General features: G+C 69.4%; 13 protein-coding genes. 8 read left to right on the forward strand and 5 right to left on the reverse strand.

The window, feature by feature from the left end; translation table 11 throughout:
* Nucleotides 1-30 precede the first annotated feature (30 nt).
* Nucleotides 31-1,509: a DUF4407 domain-containing protein gene (locus tag KYX17_RS08730; RefSeq protein WP_243226610.1), complete on the forward strand. Its 1,479-nt coding sequence runs from the start codon at nt 31-33 to the stop codon at nt 1,507-1,509.
* A 122-nt stretch (nt 1,510-1,631) separates the two neighbouring features.
* On the opposite strand, the gene KYX17_RS08735 is transcribed toward KYX17_RS08730, so the two are convergent.
* From KYX17_RS08735 to KYX17_RS08755, 5 genes are all read right to left on the reverse strand, one after another.
* On the reverse strand, nt 1,632-2,165 hold the full coding sequence (locus tag KYX17_RS08735) for a hypothetical protein (RefSeq protein WP_243226611.1): 534 nt from the start codon (nt 2,163-2,165) through the stop codon (nt 1,632-1,634).
* 239 nt (nt 2,166-2,404) lie between these two features.
* Nucleotides 2,405-3,277 (reverse strand): Cof-type HAD-IIB family hydrolase, encoded by an 873-nt coding sequence (locus KYX17_RS08740; protein ID WP_249223377.1) that lies wholly within the window; start codon nt 3,275-3,277, stop codon nt 2,405-2,407.
* Nucleotides 3,278-3,367: 90 nt separating this feature from the next.
* Nucleotides 3,368-4,786, reverse strand: coding sequence for a glycoside hydrolase family 1 protein (locus tag KYX17_RS08745; RefSeq protein ID WP_243226613.1), 1,419 nt, complete (start codon nt 4,784-4,786; stop codon nt 3,368-3,370).
* Nucleotides 4,787-4,857: 71 nt separating this feature from the next.
* Nucleotides 4,858-6,714 carry a beta-glucoside-specific PTS transporter subunit IIABC gene (locus tag KYX17_RS08750; protein WP_243226614.1) on the reverse strand — a complete coding sequence of 619 codons (1,857 nt, stop codon included), beginning with the start codon at nt 6,712-6,714 and terminating at the stop codon, nt 4,858-4,860.
* A 187-nt stretch (nt 6,715-6,901) separates the two neighbouring features.
* Nucleotides 6,902-7,831 carry a PRD domain-containing protein gene (locus KYX17_RS08755; RefSeq protein ID WP_243226615.1) on the reverse strand — a complete coding sequence of 310 codons (930 nt, stop codon included), beginning with the start codon at nt 7,829-7,831 and terminating at the stop codon, nt 6,902-6,904.
* Nucleotides 7,832-8,015: 184 nt separating this feature from the next.
* Between KYX17_RS08755 and rlmN the strand changes: the two genes are divergently transcribed.
* The 7 genes from rlmN to KYX17_RS08790 all read left to right on the forward strand — a co-directional run bounded on the left by rlmN (nt 8,016) and on the right by KYX17_RS08790 (nt 16,261).
* On the forward strand, nt 8,016-9,269 hold the full coding sequence (gene rlmN, locus KYX17_RS08760) for a 23S rRNA (adenine(2503)-C(2))-methyltransferase RlmN (RefSeq protein ID WP_243226616.1): 1,254 nt from the start codon (nt 8,016-8,018) through the stop codon (nt 9,267-9,269).
* A 66-nt stretch (nt 9,270-9,335) separates the two neighbouring features.
* Nucleotides 9,336-11,294 carry an AarF/ABC1/UbiB kinase family protein gene (locus KYX17_RS08765; RefSeq protein WP_243226617.1) on the forward strand — a complete coding sequence of 653 codons (1,959 nt, stop codon included), beginning with the start codon at nt 9,336-9,338 and terminating at the stop codon, nt 11,292-11,294.
* 74 nt (nt 11,295-11,368) lie between these two features.
* Complete coding sequence (locus KYX17_RS08770) at nt 11,369-11,833, forward strand: NUDIX domain-containing protein (RefSeq protein ID WP_243226618.1); 465 nt, start codon at nt 11,369-11,371, stop codon at nt 11,831-11,833.
* Nucleotides 11,834-11,947: 114 nt separating this feature from the next.
* The gene (locus KYX17_RS08775) at nt 11,948-12,628 is read left to right on the forward strand and encodes a GntR family transcriptional regulator (RefSeq protein ID WP_243226619.1); all 681 of its coding nucleotides are present in this window, start codon (nt 11,948-11,950) and stop codon (nt 12,626-12,628) included.
* Nucleotides 12,625-14,148, forward strand: coding sequence for an MmgE/PrpD family protein (locus tag KYX17_RS08780; protein WP_243226620.1), 1,524 nt, complete (start codon nt 12,625-12,627; stop codon nt 14,146-14,148). Before KYX17_RS08775 ends, KYX17_RS08780 begins: the two co-directional genes overlap by 4 nt.
* Nucleotides 14,148-15,044, forward strand: coding sequence for a methylisocitrate lyase (gene prpB / locus KYX17_RS08785; protein ID WP_243226621.1), 897 nt, complete (start codon nt 14,148-14,150; stop codon nt 15,042-15,044). Before KYX17_RS08780 ends, prpB begins: the two co-directional genes overlap by 1 nt.
* 26 nt (nt 15,045-15,070) lie before the next feature.
* Nucleotides 15,071-16,261, forward strand: a complete 1,191-nt coding sequence (locus tag KYX17_RS08790; protein WP_243226622.1) for a bifunctional 2-methylcitrate synthase/citrate synthase — start codon at nt 15,071-15,073, stop codon at nt 16,259-16,261.
* The last annotated feature ends 4 nt before the right edge of the window (nt 16,262-16,265 follow it).

Below are 16,265 nucleotides of genomic sequence, written 5' to 3' on the forward strand. Positions count from 1 at the left end.
CACACAGGCAGGGCCTCCTACCCTTGCGCAGTGTCATTCTCCGCGCATCGACCCGGTCGCTTCGGCTCCGACGGCCGCATCGACCTCGAATCGCAGGCCGAAGAGGAGGCGTTGTATCTGAGCGACGTCCGTCCCTCCGGTGACGTCGCGACCGGCCCGACCGAGGTGATCGACCCGATCGACGAACCCGAGGCCGAGCCGCAGCCCGAAGCGTCGGTTCCCGATCCCGCACCGCCCGTGGTGCGCGAGCGCCGGAGCCCGCGCCGCCGTCCCCGGCAACCGCTCTCGCGCACCCTCGCAGTGCTCGGCGGCGCCGACGGAGAGGTGCTCGACGACGTGCCCGGCGAGACGCCGCGCTTCGTGCAGATGTTCTTCGTGCTGGTCGGCACGGCGCTCGTCTCCGCCCTCTCGATGGGATTCGCGCTCGTCACAGGTGTGCAAATCGCCGTGTGGGCCGCCGTGCCGCTCGCGATCATCTGGGCGCTCATCATCTTCAACCTCGACCGCTTCCTCACCTCGACGATGCGCTCGACCCGGAACGTGTGGCGGCTGCTCGGTCTCGCGTTCCCGCGTGTCATCATGGCCGCGCTGATCGGGATCGTCGTCGCCGAGCCGCTCGTGCTGCAGGTGTTCCACAACGACATCGCCCGGGAGGTCAACTCGACCAACGTGGTGCAGGCGCAGTCCGACCAGGACGCGGTCACGAACGGACCCGAGAAGCAGGCGCTGGATGCCGCATCCGCCTCGCTCGCCGCCCTGCAGAACCAGGCGGCGACCGGCATCGTCACGGGAACCTCGTCGACCTCGGCGGAGTCGGTGGCGGCCCAGGCGAACGTTGACCAGCTCACCCAGCAGCTCGCCGACCAGCAGAAGGTCATCGATCAGGCCCGTGCGCTCTACCAGTGCGAGCTGACCGGCGAGGGATCGGGCACCGTCCCGGGATGCACCGGCGTGCAGGGATCGGGCACGAGCTCGGACGCTGCGCAGGCGCAGCTCACGCAGGCGCAGTCCGCTTACGACGCCCTCGCCACCCAGCTCAGCCAGGCGCAGGCCGCCCTCACCGCGGCCAACGCCGCCGGAACGGATGCGGCCGCCGCATCCGCCGAGCAGAACAAGAAGCAGGCCGAGGACCAGCTGCCGGCGGCGCAGGCGCAGTACGACGCTGCTCTCGCCGCCTACAACGAGCGCGCCGCATCCATCGCGGGCGGCAACGCGCAGGCGGTCGGGCTGCTCAGTCAGATCAGCGCGCTCGAACGACTGTCCGAGCGCGAGCCGACCCTGGCGTGGGCGCACTGGCTCATCGCGGCGCTGTTCTTCATGATCGAGCTGCTGCCCGTGCTGGTGAAGGTGCTGACGAGCTTCGGTGACCCGTCTATTTACGAGAAGGCCGATGCCCTCCGTCGGCAGGTCTCGCTCGACCGGGTGACCGCGAAGACGTGGCACGAGCGTGCGGCGATCGTCACCGCACCCGCACCGCCCGCATCCGGCCCTCCCGCCGCCGTCTCTTAGCGGGCTCGGCTTCTCCTCCGCTTCGCCCGCGAGACTGCATCTTCATCACGAGATCACTGTCATTACCCGTGAACTCGTGCTCGAAATGCAGTCTCGCGGGAGGTGGGGACGCTGGGTGAGGGCTACGCGGGATGCCAACGGAGGACGGCGTCGAGCAGGTCCGCCGTCGGGTGGGCGCCGTCGAGCCGGAGGACCGGTCTGCCGAGCGCTGCGAGCCACGCTTCGTGGGTCGCGAGGCTCCGTCCGCCGAATCCCGGATCGTCGTAGTTCCGCGCCCAGTCGCGGAACGCTTCCCACGCCTGGTCATCGAGGGGGCGTCCCTCTCGCCGGCGCCGCTCCCGCGCCTCGAGCCGCCGCATCCGCTCGGCTGGGTCCAGCGTGACGAAGACGATCGCGTCGCACTCCGCGGCGATGCTGTCGCCCCAGCCCATCATCGAGCCGGAGAGCACCCATGCCGCGCGCGGCGCGAAGATCGCCCGCATGAGCGCCACCCGATCGGCATCCGCGCGCTTCTCGGTGAACGGCGGGTCGGTGGGCAGCCAGTAGTAGTCGTCGGCGTCCGCGTGCGGCACGCTCCACGCGCAGGCGAGGGCGGCGCCGAGCGTCGTGGTGCCGCTGCCGCTCGCTCCGAGGATGTGCACCCGCCCGCGTTGCATCCCCCCATCCTCGCAACCTGCCCCGCATCCGTCACGCCGCGCCGCGGCTGCGGGCCGAACCAGGATGCGGGCACGCGCCGCATCCGCCCTCGGACAGCCACGTGGCGCCACACTTCTGTGCAGATGCGCCAGTCAATAACAGGCGCATCTGCACAGAAGTGGCGCGGGTGCGCAACTGCGACGCAACTCGGGCAGGGGGAGACGCAACTCGGGCAGGGGGAAGGGGAGAGCCGCGGGGGTCAGATGAGGCCGTGGCGGGCGAAGGCGTTGTGCACGCCGTCGTCGAGCACCGCGGTCGTGACCTCGTCGGCGAGGTCCTTCAGCTCCTGCGCGGCGTTGCCCATCGCGATCCCGGTGCCGCACACCTGGAACATCTCGACGTCGTTCCAGCTGTCGCCGATGCCGATCGCGTCGGCGGCGTCGATCCCGAGGTGGTCGAGCACGGCAGTGATCGCCGAGCCCTTCGTGACGCCCTGCATGCCGATCTCGCCGTTGGTCCCACCCGGAAGCGGGATGCTGCCAGGCACGACGTGGAAGCGGTCGCCGAGTTCGGACTGCGCGCGCGAGACCGCATCCGTCGAGTCGCTGAGGAAGACCGCCTTGGCGACGCGGGTGCGGTCCACCGTGGCCAGATCGCGGAAGCGGGGTCGACCCTGCGGGGCCGTCTGCGGCTCGTCGCCGGCGAGCTGGGCGCGCAACGACGAGAGCATTGCGACGACGGCCGCCTGCACCTCGGCCGAGGCGTATACGGCCTCGTCGGTCTGGAGGAAGTAGTGGATGTCGTGCGAGCGGAAGAACCGCTCGAGCCGGTCGACCGCATCCGCCGGCATGGGCTCGGCGACGATCTCCTCGTTTCCTGCAACGGCGTACGCGCCGCCGTTGGTGATCGCGCCGTCGAAGCCGATCTCCCGCACCGCCGGGTGGATGTCGCCGGCCGAGCGTCCGGTGCTGAGGTACACGAGCGCGCCGCGCTCGCGGGCGGTGCGGATCGCGGTCACGGTGGACGGGGCGATCGTGGTGCCGTGATCGAGGATCGTGCCGTCGACGTCGAGGAATGCGATGCGGGGAGGGGTCACGATGATCCATTCTCCCCGCTTCCGCCTGGGAGGCATGTCGGGGTGGGCTCGGGAGGGGGACGCCAGACGCGTGTGCCCACGAGACGTCCGCGAGGGACGCCGGTGGGCACACGTGCGCAGGTGGCGTCAGCGCGTGAGGCTGGCGCCGTTCGTGCGGATGACCTCGGCGTACCAGCCGAATGACTTCTTCTCGAAGCGCTCGAGCGTGCCGCTGCCGTCGTCGTTGCGGTCGACGTAGATGAAGCCGTACCGCTTGCTCAGCTGCGCGGTGGAGGCGCTGACGATGTCGATGCAGCCCCACGAGGTGTAACCGAGCACGTTCACGCCGTCGGTGATGGCCTCGCCGACCTGCACGAGGTGGTCGTTGAGGTAGGCGATGCGGTAGTCGTCGATGACGGTCTTGACGCCGTCGACCTCGACCAGTTCGTCCCTGGCGCCCAGGCCGTTCTCGACGATGAACAGCGGCTTCTGCCAACGGTCCCAGAACTGGTTGAGCACGAGGCGAAGACCCACGGGATCGATCTGCCAGCCCCACTCGCTGGCCTCGAGGGTCGGGTTCGGGACACCGCCCATGATGTTGCCCTCGCCCGTGACCTTCTTGGCGGGGTCGGCGGTCTGAGCGACCGACATGTAGTAGCTGAACGAGACGAAGTCGACCGTGTTGGTCAGGTCCTCGCGGTCCTGGTCTGTGATCTCGAGCTCGATGCCCTTCTCGCGGAGAGTGCGCAGGAAGTAGCCGGGATACGCACCGCGGGTGTGCACGTCGCCGTAGACGAGGTTGGAGTGGTCGAAGTCCATGACGGCGAGCGCATCGGCGGGTGACGGCGTCAGCGGGTACACGGGCATCGACAGCACCATGCAGCCGATCTGCGCGTTCGGCGCGACCTCGCGGGCGATGCGCGTCGCGCGGGCCGATGCGACCAGCTCGTGGTGCATGGCCTGGTACAGCTGAGCGTCGCTCAGCTGCTCCTTCGGGGTGTTGATGCCGCCGGACATGAACGGCGCGTGCAGCAGCGAGTTGATCTCGTTGAAGGTCAGCCAGTACTTCACGCGCGAGCCGTAGCGCTCGAACAGCGTGCGGGCGTAGTTCTCGTAGAAGCCGATCAGGCGGCGGTCGGTCCAGCCGTCGTAGGTCTCGGCCAGGTGCAGCGGCGTCTCGTAGTGCGAGATCGTCACGAGCGGTTCGATACCGTGCTTTTCGAGTTCGTCGAGCACGCGGTCGTAGAACGCGAGGCCCTCCTCGTTGGGCTCGGCCTCGTCGCCCTTCGGGAAGATGCGGCTCCATGCGATCGAGAAGCGGTAGACGCCGAAGCCCATCTTCGCGAACAGGGCGATGTCCTCCGCGTAGCGGTGGTAGAAGTCGATGGCCTCGAGCTTGAGGTTGTCGGCCGTGGGCTCAGCCGTGCGCGGGCCGACGATGCCGCGGGGCATCACGTCCTGGACCGACAGACCCTTGCCGCCCTGATCGTAGGCGCCCTCGACCTGGTTGGCGGCGGTGGCGCCGCCCCAGAGGAAGCCCTGGGGGAACGGGGTGGTGGTGCTCATGGTTCTCTTCCGTTTCGTATCTGGGGATGCGGCGTGCGGGCGGGAGCATGCGCCCCCGCCCGCACGGGGTGTCACTTGGCCGCGACGGCCTGCTCGACGGCGACCGCGAAGAACAGCGGCTCGCCGTGCGCGATCGGCCCGGATGCGGGCGAGGCGACGGTCGGGTACAGGTCGGAGTTGGTCACGATGACGGGGGTCGTCAGGTCGTAACCGGCGGCGGCGATCGCCTCGATGTCGAACTCGACCAGCAGGTCGCCCTTGCTCACCTGCTGACCGCCGGTGACCTTGAGGCTGAAGTGCTCACCCGCGAGCTTGACGGTGTCGATGCCGATGTGGATCAGCACCTCGGCGCCATCCGCATGACGCAGGCCGATCGCGTGACCGGTCGGGAACGCGGCGGCGACGGTCGCATCAAACGGTGCGTACAGCGCCCCGCTGCGGGGGATGATCGCAACGCCCTGACCGAGCGAACCGTCGGCAAAGGCCGCATCCGGGGTCTCGGACAGCGGCACGACGGTGCCGTCGACCGGGCTGAAGACCTCCAGATCGGTGCTGTCAGCGGCAGTCGCCGCATCCGTGGTGGGCTCGTTGAAGCCCACGATCACCGTGAGCAGGAACGGGATGATGATCGCGGCGCCCAGGCCGAGCACGAGGAACACCATGTTGCCGTTGCCGAGCAGCGCGGGGATCGCGAGGCCGGACGGCACCACGAACGCGGTCGAGAACACGCCGCCGAGCGAGATGATCGCGCCACCCACGGCACCGCCGACGATTCCGAAGGCGAACGGGCGCTTGAGGGGCAGGTTCACACCGTAGATGGCGGGCTCGGTGACGCCGGCCAGGAAGCCCGAGAGCGTCGCGGGAGCGGCGAGCGATCGACGGTTCTTGTCCTTCGTGCGCGCCCAGACGCCGGCGACGGCCGCGGCCTGCGCGAGCACTGCGGCGAAGACGGGAGCGATCAGCAGCATCTGGCCGGTGGTCTGCAGTTCGAGCTGGAACAGCGGCACGAGGCCCCAGTGCAGACCGAAGATCACGAAGACCTGCCACAGGCCGCCCATGATCGCGCCGCCCAGCCACGGCACGGTCTCGAAGACCCAGCCGATGCCCGATCCGACCCAGCCGCTGACGATGGCGGAGATCGGGCCGATGACGACGAAGACGAGCGGCACGGCGATGAGCACGACGATCATCGGGGTGACGAAGCGGCGGACGGCCGCGGGCAGCTTCGCGTAGAGGAAGCGCTCGGCATGGCTCTGCAGCCAGACCACGATGATGATCGGGATCACGCTCGAGACGTAGCTGACCATCGTGAACGGGATCCCGAAGAAGGTCAGATCGGGAGCCCCGACGAGTGCCGTGATGCTCGGATAGACGAGCGCGCCGGCGATGGCGAGCGACGTGAACTCGGACGCCTTGAAGTAGCGGGCGGCGGTGATCGCGAGCGCGAGGGGCAGGAAGTTGATGAACGCATCCGACAGGGCGTTCAGCACGATGTAGGTCGACGTGGTCGTGTCGATCCAGCCGAACGTCACGGCGGCGGCGAGGAACGCCTTCAGCAGCCCCGTGCCGGCGAGGGCCCAGAGTGCGGGGGTGAAGATCGCGGAGATCATCGAGATGAAGCGGTTGAACAGGTTGCCCTTGGGGGCGTCCTCGGCGGGTGCGGAGGAATCACCGGAGCCGCCGAACTTCGAGATCTTGCCCATCGCGGCGAAGACCTCGGGCACCTCGTTGCCGATGACGACCTGGTACTGGCCTCCCGCCTGCGCGGTGGTCACGACGCCGGGGACGGCCTTGATGGCAGCCGCATCCGCCTTGCTCTCGTCCTTGAGGACGAACCGTAGGCGCGTCATGCAGTGGACCAGCGAGGTGACGTTCTCCTCGCCGCCGACGCCCTTCAGGACGCCCGCTGCTGTCTTCGAGTAGTCCATCTCGGACTCCCTCTTTCCGCCGCATCGGTGCGGCACTCGAGTGGGGGACGCGCCGGGTCGGGTCGTTTCCGGGCAACAAAAAAACCTGAACTCGTTCACCGTCGGTCAAGACGATGTGAGTTCAGGTTTTGCCTGCTGCCGCAGTAACAATCCGTCGCGTCCGCAGAGCGACGACGCCCTGCGCGAGTTACCGTAGCACCTCTTCGATGCCGCCGCCAGCGTCTCCCGGATCGGTCTCGGCACCCACCTGGGACGCGAGTCGCTCGACGTGCACGATGAGATACAGCAGCTCCTCGTCGGTCAGGTCCGACCCCGTGGCGGCGCGCACATAGGCCTTCACCTGCTCGGCGATCGCGTAGGAACGCGGGTAGCTGTGCTTGGCGAACTCGAAGAACGAGGTGTCGTTCGATCGCAGCATGGTCTTGGAGACCAGCCGCTGCAGCAGGAACTGCACGTGCAGGATGAACCGCGCGTAGTCGGGGCTCTCGACGTCGAGGGTGACCCCGAGCCCCGTCTCGACCGTGGTCGCCACGTGCTGCACGCGTCGGAACAGCAGGGCCGCCGTGCCGTTGGGCTCGTCGCGTGTCGCGTTCAGCAGGTGCATCGTGAGGAAGACGGCCTCCTCGGGCGGCAGCTCCCGATCCAGCGCGGTGGCGATGTGGTCGGCCATGTGCTCGGCCGCGCGGAACTCGTGCGGATGCAGCACCCGCAGCTCGGGCATGTGGGTCGCCGGGATGCGCACGCCCTGGTCGAGGCGTTCCAACACGTACTGGATGTGGTCGATGACCGGAATCACGAGGCGCCGACCGAGGTGGTGGCCGAGTTCGCGTTCGGCCAGGTCGACCGCGCCGGTAACAGCTTCGATCACCGGATAGGGCACGTCTGTGAGCAGCTGCCGCTCCCGATCGCCCTCGGCGCCGGAGTCGAGGACGAACGTCTTCTCGACCTTCGTGGGATCCAGTCGGTCCTCGGGCTTCAGCTGGAACCCGAGGCCGCGCCCCATGAGCACGCGCTCGCGGCCGTGCTCGTCGATCGAGATGACGACGTTGTTGTTGAGGACCTTGTGCGCGACGACGTGATTCTCGCGCGCGCCGTCGCGCCCTTCGGGTGAGGGCATGCGTGCATCCTAATCGGGTTGGGGACTCCAGGCCCGGCCTCGCGCCGTTCGCCGAGGGAGCATCCGTTCGCCGAGTGAGCACTCCATCGGATGCTCGTTGGATGATCGGGTGCTCGTTCGGCGCGGTCTGTCAGGGCTGTCGCGCCCAGGGCCCTGGCAGCCGCGCACCGGTAGCCTGGAGGGTATGACCGACCAGCCTCCCATCCGCACGACTGTGCCGCGCGATGCCGCATCCGCCGTGCGGCAGGTGCGCCCCCGCACCGAGGGCTGGTCGCAGCAGAAGGACGAGAGCGGTAGGCCCCTCCTGCAGTTCGCCAGCCCCAAGCGCGGCAAGCCGCCGGTGCACCTCGCCGACCTCACGCACGATCAGCGCGCCGAGAAGCTCGTCGAGCTCGGGTTCCCGAAGTTCCGCGCCGCGCAGCTCGAGAAGCACTACTTCACGCACTACACGAGCGATCCCGCGCTCATGACGGACCTGCCCGCGTCCGGCCGCGAGGAGCTCGTCGCGGGCCTGCTGCCTCCGCTGCTGACCGAGGTTCGCCGGCTCGAGACCGACCGCGGCGACACGATCAAGTTCCTCTGGAAGCTGCACGACGGGGCCCTCGTCGAGTCCGTGCTCATGCGCTACCCGGGCCGCATCACGCTGTGCGTCTCGTCGCAGGCCGGATGCGGCATGAACTGCCCGTTCTGCGCGACCGGTCAGGCGGGCCTGACCCGCAACATGAGCGCGGCGGAGATCATCGAGCAGATCGTCCGCGCGAACCGGCTGATCCGCGACGGCGGCCTCGGACCCGCCGAGCACCCGGACGAGCGCGTCACCAACATCGTGTTCATGGGCATGGGGGAGCCGCTGGCGAACTACGCCCGCGTCATGCACGCCGTGCGCGTGATGACCGACAAGAAACACGGTCTGGGCATGAGCGCGCGCGGCATCACGGTCTCCACCGTGGGACTCGCTCCCGCCATCCGTAAGCTCGCGGACGAGGACATCCCGGTGACCTTCGCCCTGTCGCTGCACGCGCCCGACGATCAGCTGCGCGATGAGCTCATCCCCGTGAACTCGCGGTGGAAGGTCGACGAGGTGCTGGACGCCGCGCGCGGCTACTTCGAGAAGACCGGCCGGCGCGTGTCGATCGAGTACGCGCTGATCAAGGACATGAACGACCACGCGTGGCGAGCGGATCTGCTGGCCGAGAAGCTCAATGCGCGCGGTCGCGGCTGGGTGCACGTCAATCCGATTCCCCTGAACCCCACCCCCGGCTCCGTCTGGACCTCGTCCGAGCGCCCGGTGCAGAACGAGTTCGTGCGGCGGTTGAACGATGCGGGCATCCCGACGACGCTCCGCGACACCCGTGGCAAGGAGATCGACGGCGCGTGCGGTCAGCTGGTGGCGACCGAGGAGGACCAGGCGGTCGCGGCGGCGACCCCGGTCGATTGATCCGCCGCCGATAGCCTCCCGGTGGCACCCCCGACGCGATAGCGTCGTCGCACAGGGGAGGGTGCGATGCCGCAGATCGTGTGGGTGATTCTGTTCATCCTCGTGTTCGCGAGCGTGGCAGCCTGGGTCGCCCGCAGGCTGCTGGGGATGCCAATCGGGTGGATCCGGCCCTTCGTGACGGGCGTGCTGGTGGTCATCGCTGGCGCTCCGCTGGCGCTGTGGGCCCTCCAGCAGGCCGACGTCGTCGACGGCGACGTCCTCACGGTCGACGACGCGATCGGTGCGCTGTTCCTGCTGCTGACCATCGGGTGGCTGTTCGCGATCGACGTCATCGCGATCGTCGCGCTCGAGTTCCTCTGGCCGACCCGGCCGCTGCGCAATCCGATCGTCGTGGTGCGGGACATGTTCCGCCGCCGCGACCGCGCGCGCCGCTACGCCGAGATCATCGCGATCGCCTCGCGGCACGGGCTCGGCGTGTACCGAGGCCGGCATCGGCCCGATCGCGAGGAGCTGCCGGCGGCGATCGTCGCCGCGCTGAACGACGCCGGCGTCACGTTCATCAAGATCGGCCAGGTGCTCTCCGCCCGCGACGATGTGCTGCCGCCGGAGTTCACGACCGCCCTGTCGACGCTGCAGATGGAGACCGTGCCGATCCCGTGGGTCGAGGCACGCCACGCGATCGAGACGCAGCTCGGCAGGCCGCTTGAAGAGGTCTTCGCGCGCGTCGACGAGACGCCGTTGGCGGCCGCATCCGTCGCGCAGGTGCACGCGGCGACGCTGCAGGACGGCCAGGAGGTCGTCATCAAGATCCAGCGCCCGAGCGCACGCGCCCAGGTCGCGACCGACCTCGACATCGTCGAGCGTCTGGCGGCGGATGCGGAGCGCCACACGACGTGGGCACGCGACTACGGCGTGACGGCGCTGGCGGCGGAGTTCGCGAGGTCGCTGCGGGAGGAGCTGGACTACCGCATCGAGGCGGCGAACACCGAGATGCTGCGCGGGGCCGCGGCCCGCTCGACGCTCACCCCGCTCGCCGTGCCGAAAGTCTTCGCGCAGTACACGACCGCGCAGATGCTCGTGCAGGAGCGCGCCGAGGGCATCCCCTTCGGACACGTCGATGCGTCGACGCTGGACCCGGATGCGGCGACGAGGATCGCCGACGGGGTCGTCGACGCCGTCTTCGAGCAGATCGCGGTGCGGGGCGTCTTCCACGCCGACCTGCATCCCGGCAATCTCATGCTCGCGGACGACGGCACCGTGACCCTCATCGACTTCGGTTCCGTCGGGGTGCTCGAGAAGAGCATGCGCCGCCTGCTGCTGCCGCTGCTGGTGGCCATCGCGAACGAGGACGACGTCGCCGCGACCGACATCGTGCTCATGCTCGTGACCCCTCCCGACACCGACACGTTCGACCAGGTCGCGCTGCAGCACGACATCGGCGTGATCCTGACCCGCATGCACAACGCGGGAGTGGACCAGAACGTCTTCGCCGCCCTCGTGGACGTCATGCGCCACCATAGGCTCGCGCTGCCGCCCTCGCTCCTGCTGGTCTTTCGCACGCTGGCCTCGTTGGAGGGGTCGCTGCGGCGCCTGCGTCACGACTACGACATGGTGGGCAGAGCGCTGTCGCAGGCACCCGCCTTCACGCGCGCGTTGACCTCGCCGAAGAGCTTCGCGCTCACGGCGCAGACGCAGGCGGCGATCGTGGGCGAGCAGCTGCGGCGACTGCCGCGGACGATCTCGACTCTCAGCCAGCAGCTCGAGGACGGCACGTTCTCGGTGCGTCTGCGCAGTTTCGACGACGCGACCGGTCGAGGCTTCGTCGAGCAGCTGTTCTCGCGCTTCACGACCACGCTGGTGGGCATCGCCCTCGTGATCTCGGCGGTGCTGCTCGGTGTCTCGGATGCGGGGCCGCACCTCACCGCGCAGGTGCCGCTGTTCCCGTTCCTCGGCGCCGTGGTGGGACTCGGCGGGTTGCTCCTGCTGCTGCGGAGCCTTCGCGCGGCCTTCGAGCGGCGGCGATAGGGGCCTGCCGACCCTCGCCGTCTCAGACCCCGCTAGCGTGGACGGGTGCGGCGAAGAAGCGACGGGATGCGGCGATGACCGCGTACAGCGCAGGACTCCTCCTCTTCCGGCCCGACACCGCTGAGGTGCTGATCGCGCACATGGGTGGCCCGTTCTGGCAGCGCAAGCAGGCGGGGGCGTGGTCGATCCCGAAGGGGGAGTACGACCCCGCATCCGAGGACCCGCTCGCCGCCGCCGAGCGGGAGTTCCGCGAGGAGTTGGGGCTCACTCCGCCCGCCGGCGAACGGGTGGAGCTCGGCGAGTTCCGCTACTCGTCGGGCAAGCGCCTGCGTGTCTTCGCGCTGGACGCCGACGGCTTCGCTCTCGTCGGCATGCGGTTCGGGGAGTTCGCGCTGGAGTGGCCGCCGCACTCGGGGCGCATGGAGTCGTTCCCCGAGGTCGACCGTGCCGAATGGGTGCGGGTCGACGATGCGCGAGACCTGTTGGTCGCCGCGCAGCGCCCCGTGCTCGACGCCCTCGCCCCGCACCTGGTGGGCTGAACGCCGCGAACACATTGTGTATACCCAAAGCGCTCATCGAGTCAGCGGGTGGCATCGCGGTGCCGATTGTGCATACACTGTGCGAGTTCGTCGGACGGTGCCAGAGGAGGCGGGATGCGGGCCAGCGACCGTGCGTACCGCACTCTTCTCGAGCAGATCCAGTCCGGCGAGCTGGCGCCGGGAACGGTGCTCGCCGAGGTGGAGCAGGCGCGCCGGCTCGGCGTGAGCCGTACTCCGCTGCGAGAGGCCATCGGTCGGCTCGCCGCCGACGGACTCGTCGCTCAGGCCTCGCCGCGGGTCACCGTCGTGACCGACATCGATGCCGACGACATCCGCGCCCTCTTCGCCGTGCGCCGCGCGCTCGAGGAGTCCGCGGCCCGCATCGCGGCGGAACGGGTGGCCGACGGAGCTGCGGGCGAGCCCTTCGCGGCGCTCGCCGAGCGCTGGTCGGCCGAAGACCCGCAGGCGGATGCGGACGCCTACTACGCCACGATCGCAGAGTTCGATCAGGCGTTGGACGCCGCCGTCGGCAACGACTATCTCATCGCAGCACTGCGAACCGTGCGCACCCATCTCGTGCGGGTGCGTCGCCTCGCGCGCGACAACCCCGCACGCCTCGCCGCCTCCGCCGCCGAGCATCGCCTCATCGCGTGCGCGATCGCCGACGGCGACCCTGAGCTCGCAGCCCACGCCACCCACGTGCACCTGCACCACGCCCTGACCGCCATCCTCGCGTCGCTCGCCGACGCATCCGACGCCCCCCGCGTCGCACGATCCACCCCGGGAGCAGCATGATCACGCACCACCTCCGTGTCCACACGAGCGAGGAGAAGCTCGCCCGCGAGGGCCAGCTGGCCTGGCACATCGCCGAGGTCGCCACCGACCCCGTGGCGGTAGAGCCGGAGGTCGTCGACATGATCGTCAACCGGCTCATCGACAACGCCGCCGTCGCCGCCGCATCCCTCACCCGCCGTCCTGTCGTCGCCGCACGCCAGCAGGCACTCGACCACGCCGTCTCCATCGGCGGCGCCGGTGCGACGGTGTTCGGATGCGCGCTCGAGCGCCGCACCTCGCCCGAGTGGGCGGCGTGGGCGAACGGCGTCGCCGTGCGCGAGCTCGACTATCACGACACCTTCCTCGCCGCGGACTACTCGCACCCCGGCGACAACATCCCGCCGATCCTCGCCGTCGCGCAACACGTGGGCGCCGACGGGGAGGCGCTCGTGCGGGGCATCGCGACCGGTTACGAGATCCAGATCGACCTCGTGCGCGCGATCAGCCTGCACAAGCACAAGATCGACCACGTCGCACACCTCGGCCCGTCGGCGGCGGCCGGTATCGGCACGCTGCTGGGCCTGGACACCGAGACGATCTCTCAGGCCGTCGCGCAGGCATTGCACACGACGACCGCGACCCGTCAGTCCCGCAAGGGCGAGATCTCCACATGGAAGGCACACGCCCCCGCGTTCGCCGGCAAGATGGCGGTCGAGGCCGTCGACCGCGCGATGCGCGGCGAGACCTCCCCGTCGCCCATCTACGAGGGTGAAGACGGCGTCGTCGCCTGGATGCTCGACGGCAAGGACGCCTCGTACGACGTGCCGCTTCCGGCCGCGGGTGAGCCCAAACGGGCGATCCTCGACTCGTACACGAAGGAGCACTCGGCCGAGTATCAGGCGCAGGCGTGGATCGACCTGGCCCGCAAGCTCGGCACCGAGCGACCCGAGCTGCGCGACCCCGCGAACGTGGCGTCGATCGTGCTGCACACCAGCCACCACACGCACTACGTGATCGGCTCCGGGGCGAATGACCCGCAGAAGTACGACCCGACCGCATCCCGCGAGACGCTGGATCACTCGATCCCGTACATCTTCGCGGTGGCGCTGCAGGACGGCGCGTGGCACCACGTCGACTCCTACGCGCCCGAGCGCGCGGCGCGCGAAGACACCGTCGAGCTGTGGAACAAGGTGACCACGGCCGAGGACGCCGAGTGGACCCGCCGCTACCACTCCGAGGACCCGAACGAGAAGGCGTTCGGCGGGCGCGTGATCATCACGCTCGCCGACGGATCGGTCGTGGAGGATGAGATCGCCGTCGCCGACGCGCATCCGCTCGGCGCCCGCCCCTTCGTGCGCGAGGACTACGTCCGCAAGTTCCGGCTGCTGGCGGAGCCCGTGCTGGAGGAGGCGGAGATCGAACGGTTCCTCGAGCTCGTGCAGCGCCTGCCGGAGCTGACCGCCGACGAGGTGCGCCAGCTCTCGATCGTCGCGAAGCCGGGACTGCTGCTCTCGCAGCCGGCACCGAAGGGGCTGTTCTGATGCTCGGGTCGACGGCCTCCGCATCCGACAAGCGCCGCGCCTTCCGCGCCGGACTCGCCTCGGGCGAGCTGATGCGGCTGCCCGGCGCCTTCAATCCCCTGTCGGCGCGCGTGATCGAACGCAAGGGATTCGAGGGCGTCTACATCTCCGGCGCGGTGCTGTCGGCCGATCTCGGGCTTCCCGACATCGGCCTGACCACCTTGAGCGAGGTCGCCGGGCGCGGGGCTCAGATCGCCCGCACGACGGAGCTCCCTGCGCTCATCGACGCCGACACCGGATTCGGCGAGCCCATGAACGTCGCCCGCACCATCCAGATGCTCGAGGACGCGGGCGTCGCCGGGGCGCACATCGAGGACCAGATCAACCCGAAGCGCTGCGGGCACCTCGACGGCAAGGCCGTGGTCGACGAGCAGACGGCGCTGCGCCGCATCCGTGCCGCCGTGGACGCGCGCCGCGATCCCGACTTCCTCGTGATGGCACGCACCGACATCCGCGCGATCGAGGGACTGGACGCGGCGATCGACCGCGCCAAGGCGCTCGTGGATGCGGGGGCGGACGCGATCTTCCCGGAGGCCTTGGCGACCCTCGACGAGTTCGAGGCGATGCGCCGTGCCGTCGACGTGCCGATCCTCGCCAACATGACCGAGTTCGGCAAGAGCGATCTCTTCTCCGTCGATCAGCTGCGCGACGTGGGCGTGAACATCGTGATCTGGCCGGTCTCGCTGTTGCGCATCGCGATGGGAGCCACCGAGCGCGCGCTGGAGGACCTCGTCGACAAGGGACACCTGCGCGACAAGGTCGGCGAGATGCAGCATCGCGCCGAGCTCTACGACCTGATCGACTACGAGCAGTACAACAGCTTCGACGACAGCATCTTCACCTACACGCGTCCGTGACGCGCGGCCGAGCACGAAGGAGTGACATGACCGAGCAGGAGCAGATCCGGAAGGGACTGGCGGGGGTCGTCGCGGACGAGACCGCCATCTCCAAGGTCAACCCCGAGACGAACTCGTTGCTGTACCGCGGCTACCCGGTGCAGGAGCTCGCCGCCACGCAGCCCGTGGAGGCGGTCGCCTACCTGCTGTGGCACGGCGAGCTGCCGAGCGACGAGCAGCTCGCGGAGCTCCGACGTGCCGAGCGGGAGCACCGGCCGCTGACGGCGGCCGTGCAGGCGGCGATCGAGCTCGTGCCGCTGGACGCGCATCCGATGGACGAGGTGCGCACCGCGCTCAGCGTGCTGGGGGCGGCGGATCTCGCGGGTGTCGGTTCGGTGTTGGATGCGGTCGGCACCCCCGAGGAGAACCTCGCGCGCAGTCTTCGGCTGTTCGCTGCGCTGCCAGCGATCGTCGCCTACGGCCAGCGCCGCCGCCGCGGACAGCTTCCGATCCCGCCGCGCGACGATCTGGATTACGCGGCGAACTTCCTCTGGATGGCCTTCGGTGAAGAGGCGGATGCGGTCGTCGCCGACGCCTTCAACCGATCGATGATCCTGTACGCCGAGCACTCGTTCAACGCGTCCACCTTCACCGCGCGGGTCATCGCCTCGACGCTCAGCGACCTGCACTCCGCGGTCGTCGGCGCGGTCGGCGCGCTGAAGGGCCCGCTGCACGGCGGCGCGAACGAGGCGGTGCTGCACATCTTCGACGAGATCGGCGAGGCGGAGAACGTCTCCGCCTGGCTCGATGATGCGCTCGCGAACAAGCGCAAGATCATGGGCTTCGGCCACCGCGTCTACAAGCGGGGCGACTCCCGCGTGCCCACCATGAAGGCCGCGCTCGACGACCTGGTCGCCCACTACGGCCGCCCGGATGTGGCCCGCCTCTACGACGCGCTCGAGAGCGAGTTCGTGGCGCGCAAGGGCATCTACCCCAACCTCGACTACCCGTCGGGGCCCGCCTACAACCTCATCGGGTTCGACACGGTGACCTTCACCCCGCTGTTCGTCGCCGCCCGTGTGGTCGGGTGGACGGCGCACATCATTGAGCAGTACAGCCGCAACGCCCTCATCCGGCCGCTCTCGGTCTACACCGGCCACGAGGAACGGCACGTCGCAGGCTACGTCCCCGACGACGCGGCAGAGCAGGTCAGCGAGCGGCCCGAAGAGAAGGGCTGAGACC

The organism is Microbacterium sp. CIAB417, assembly GCF_022788845.1.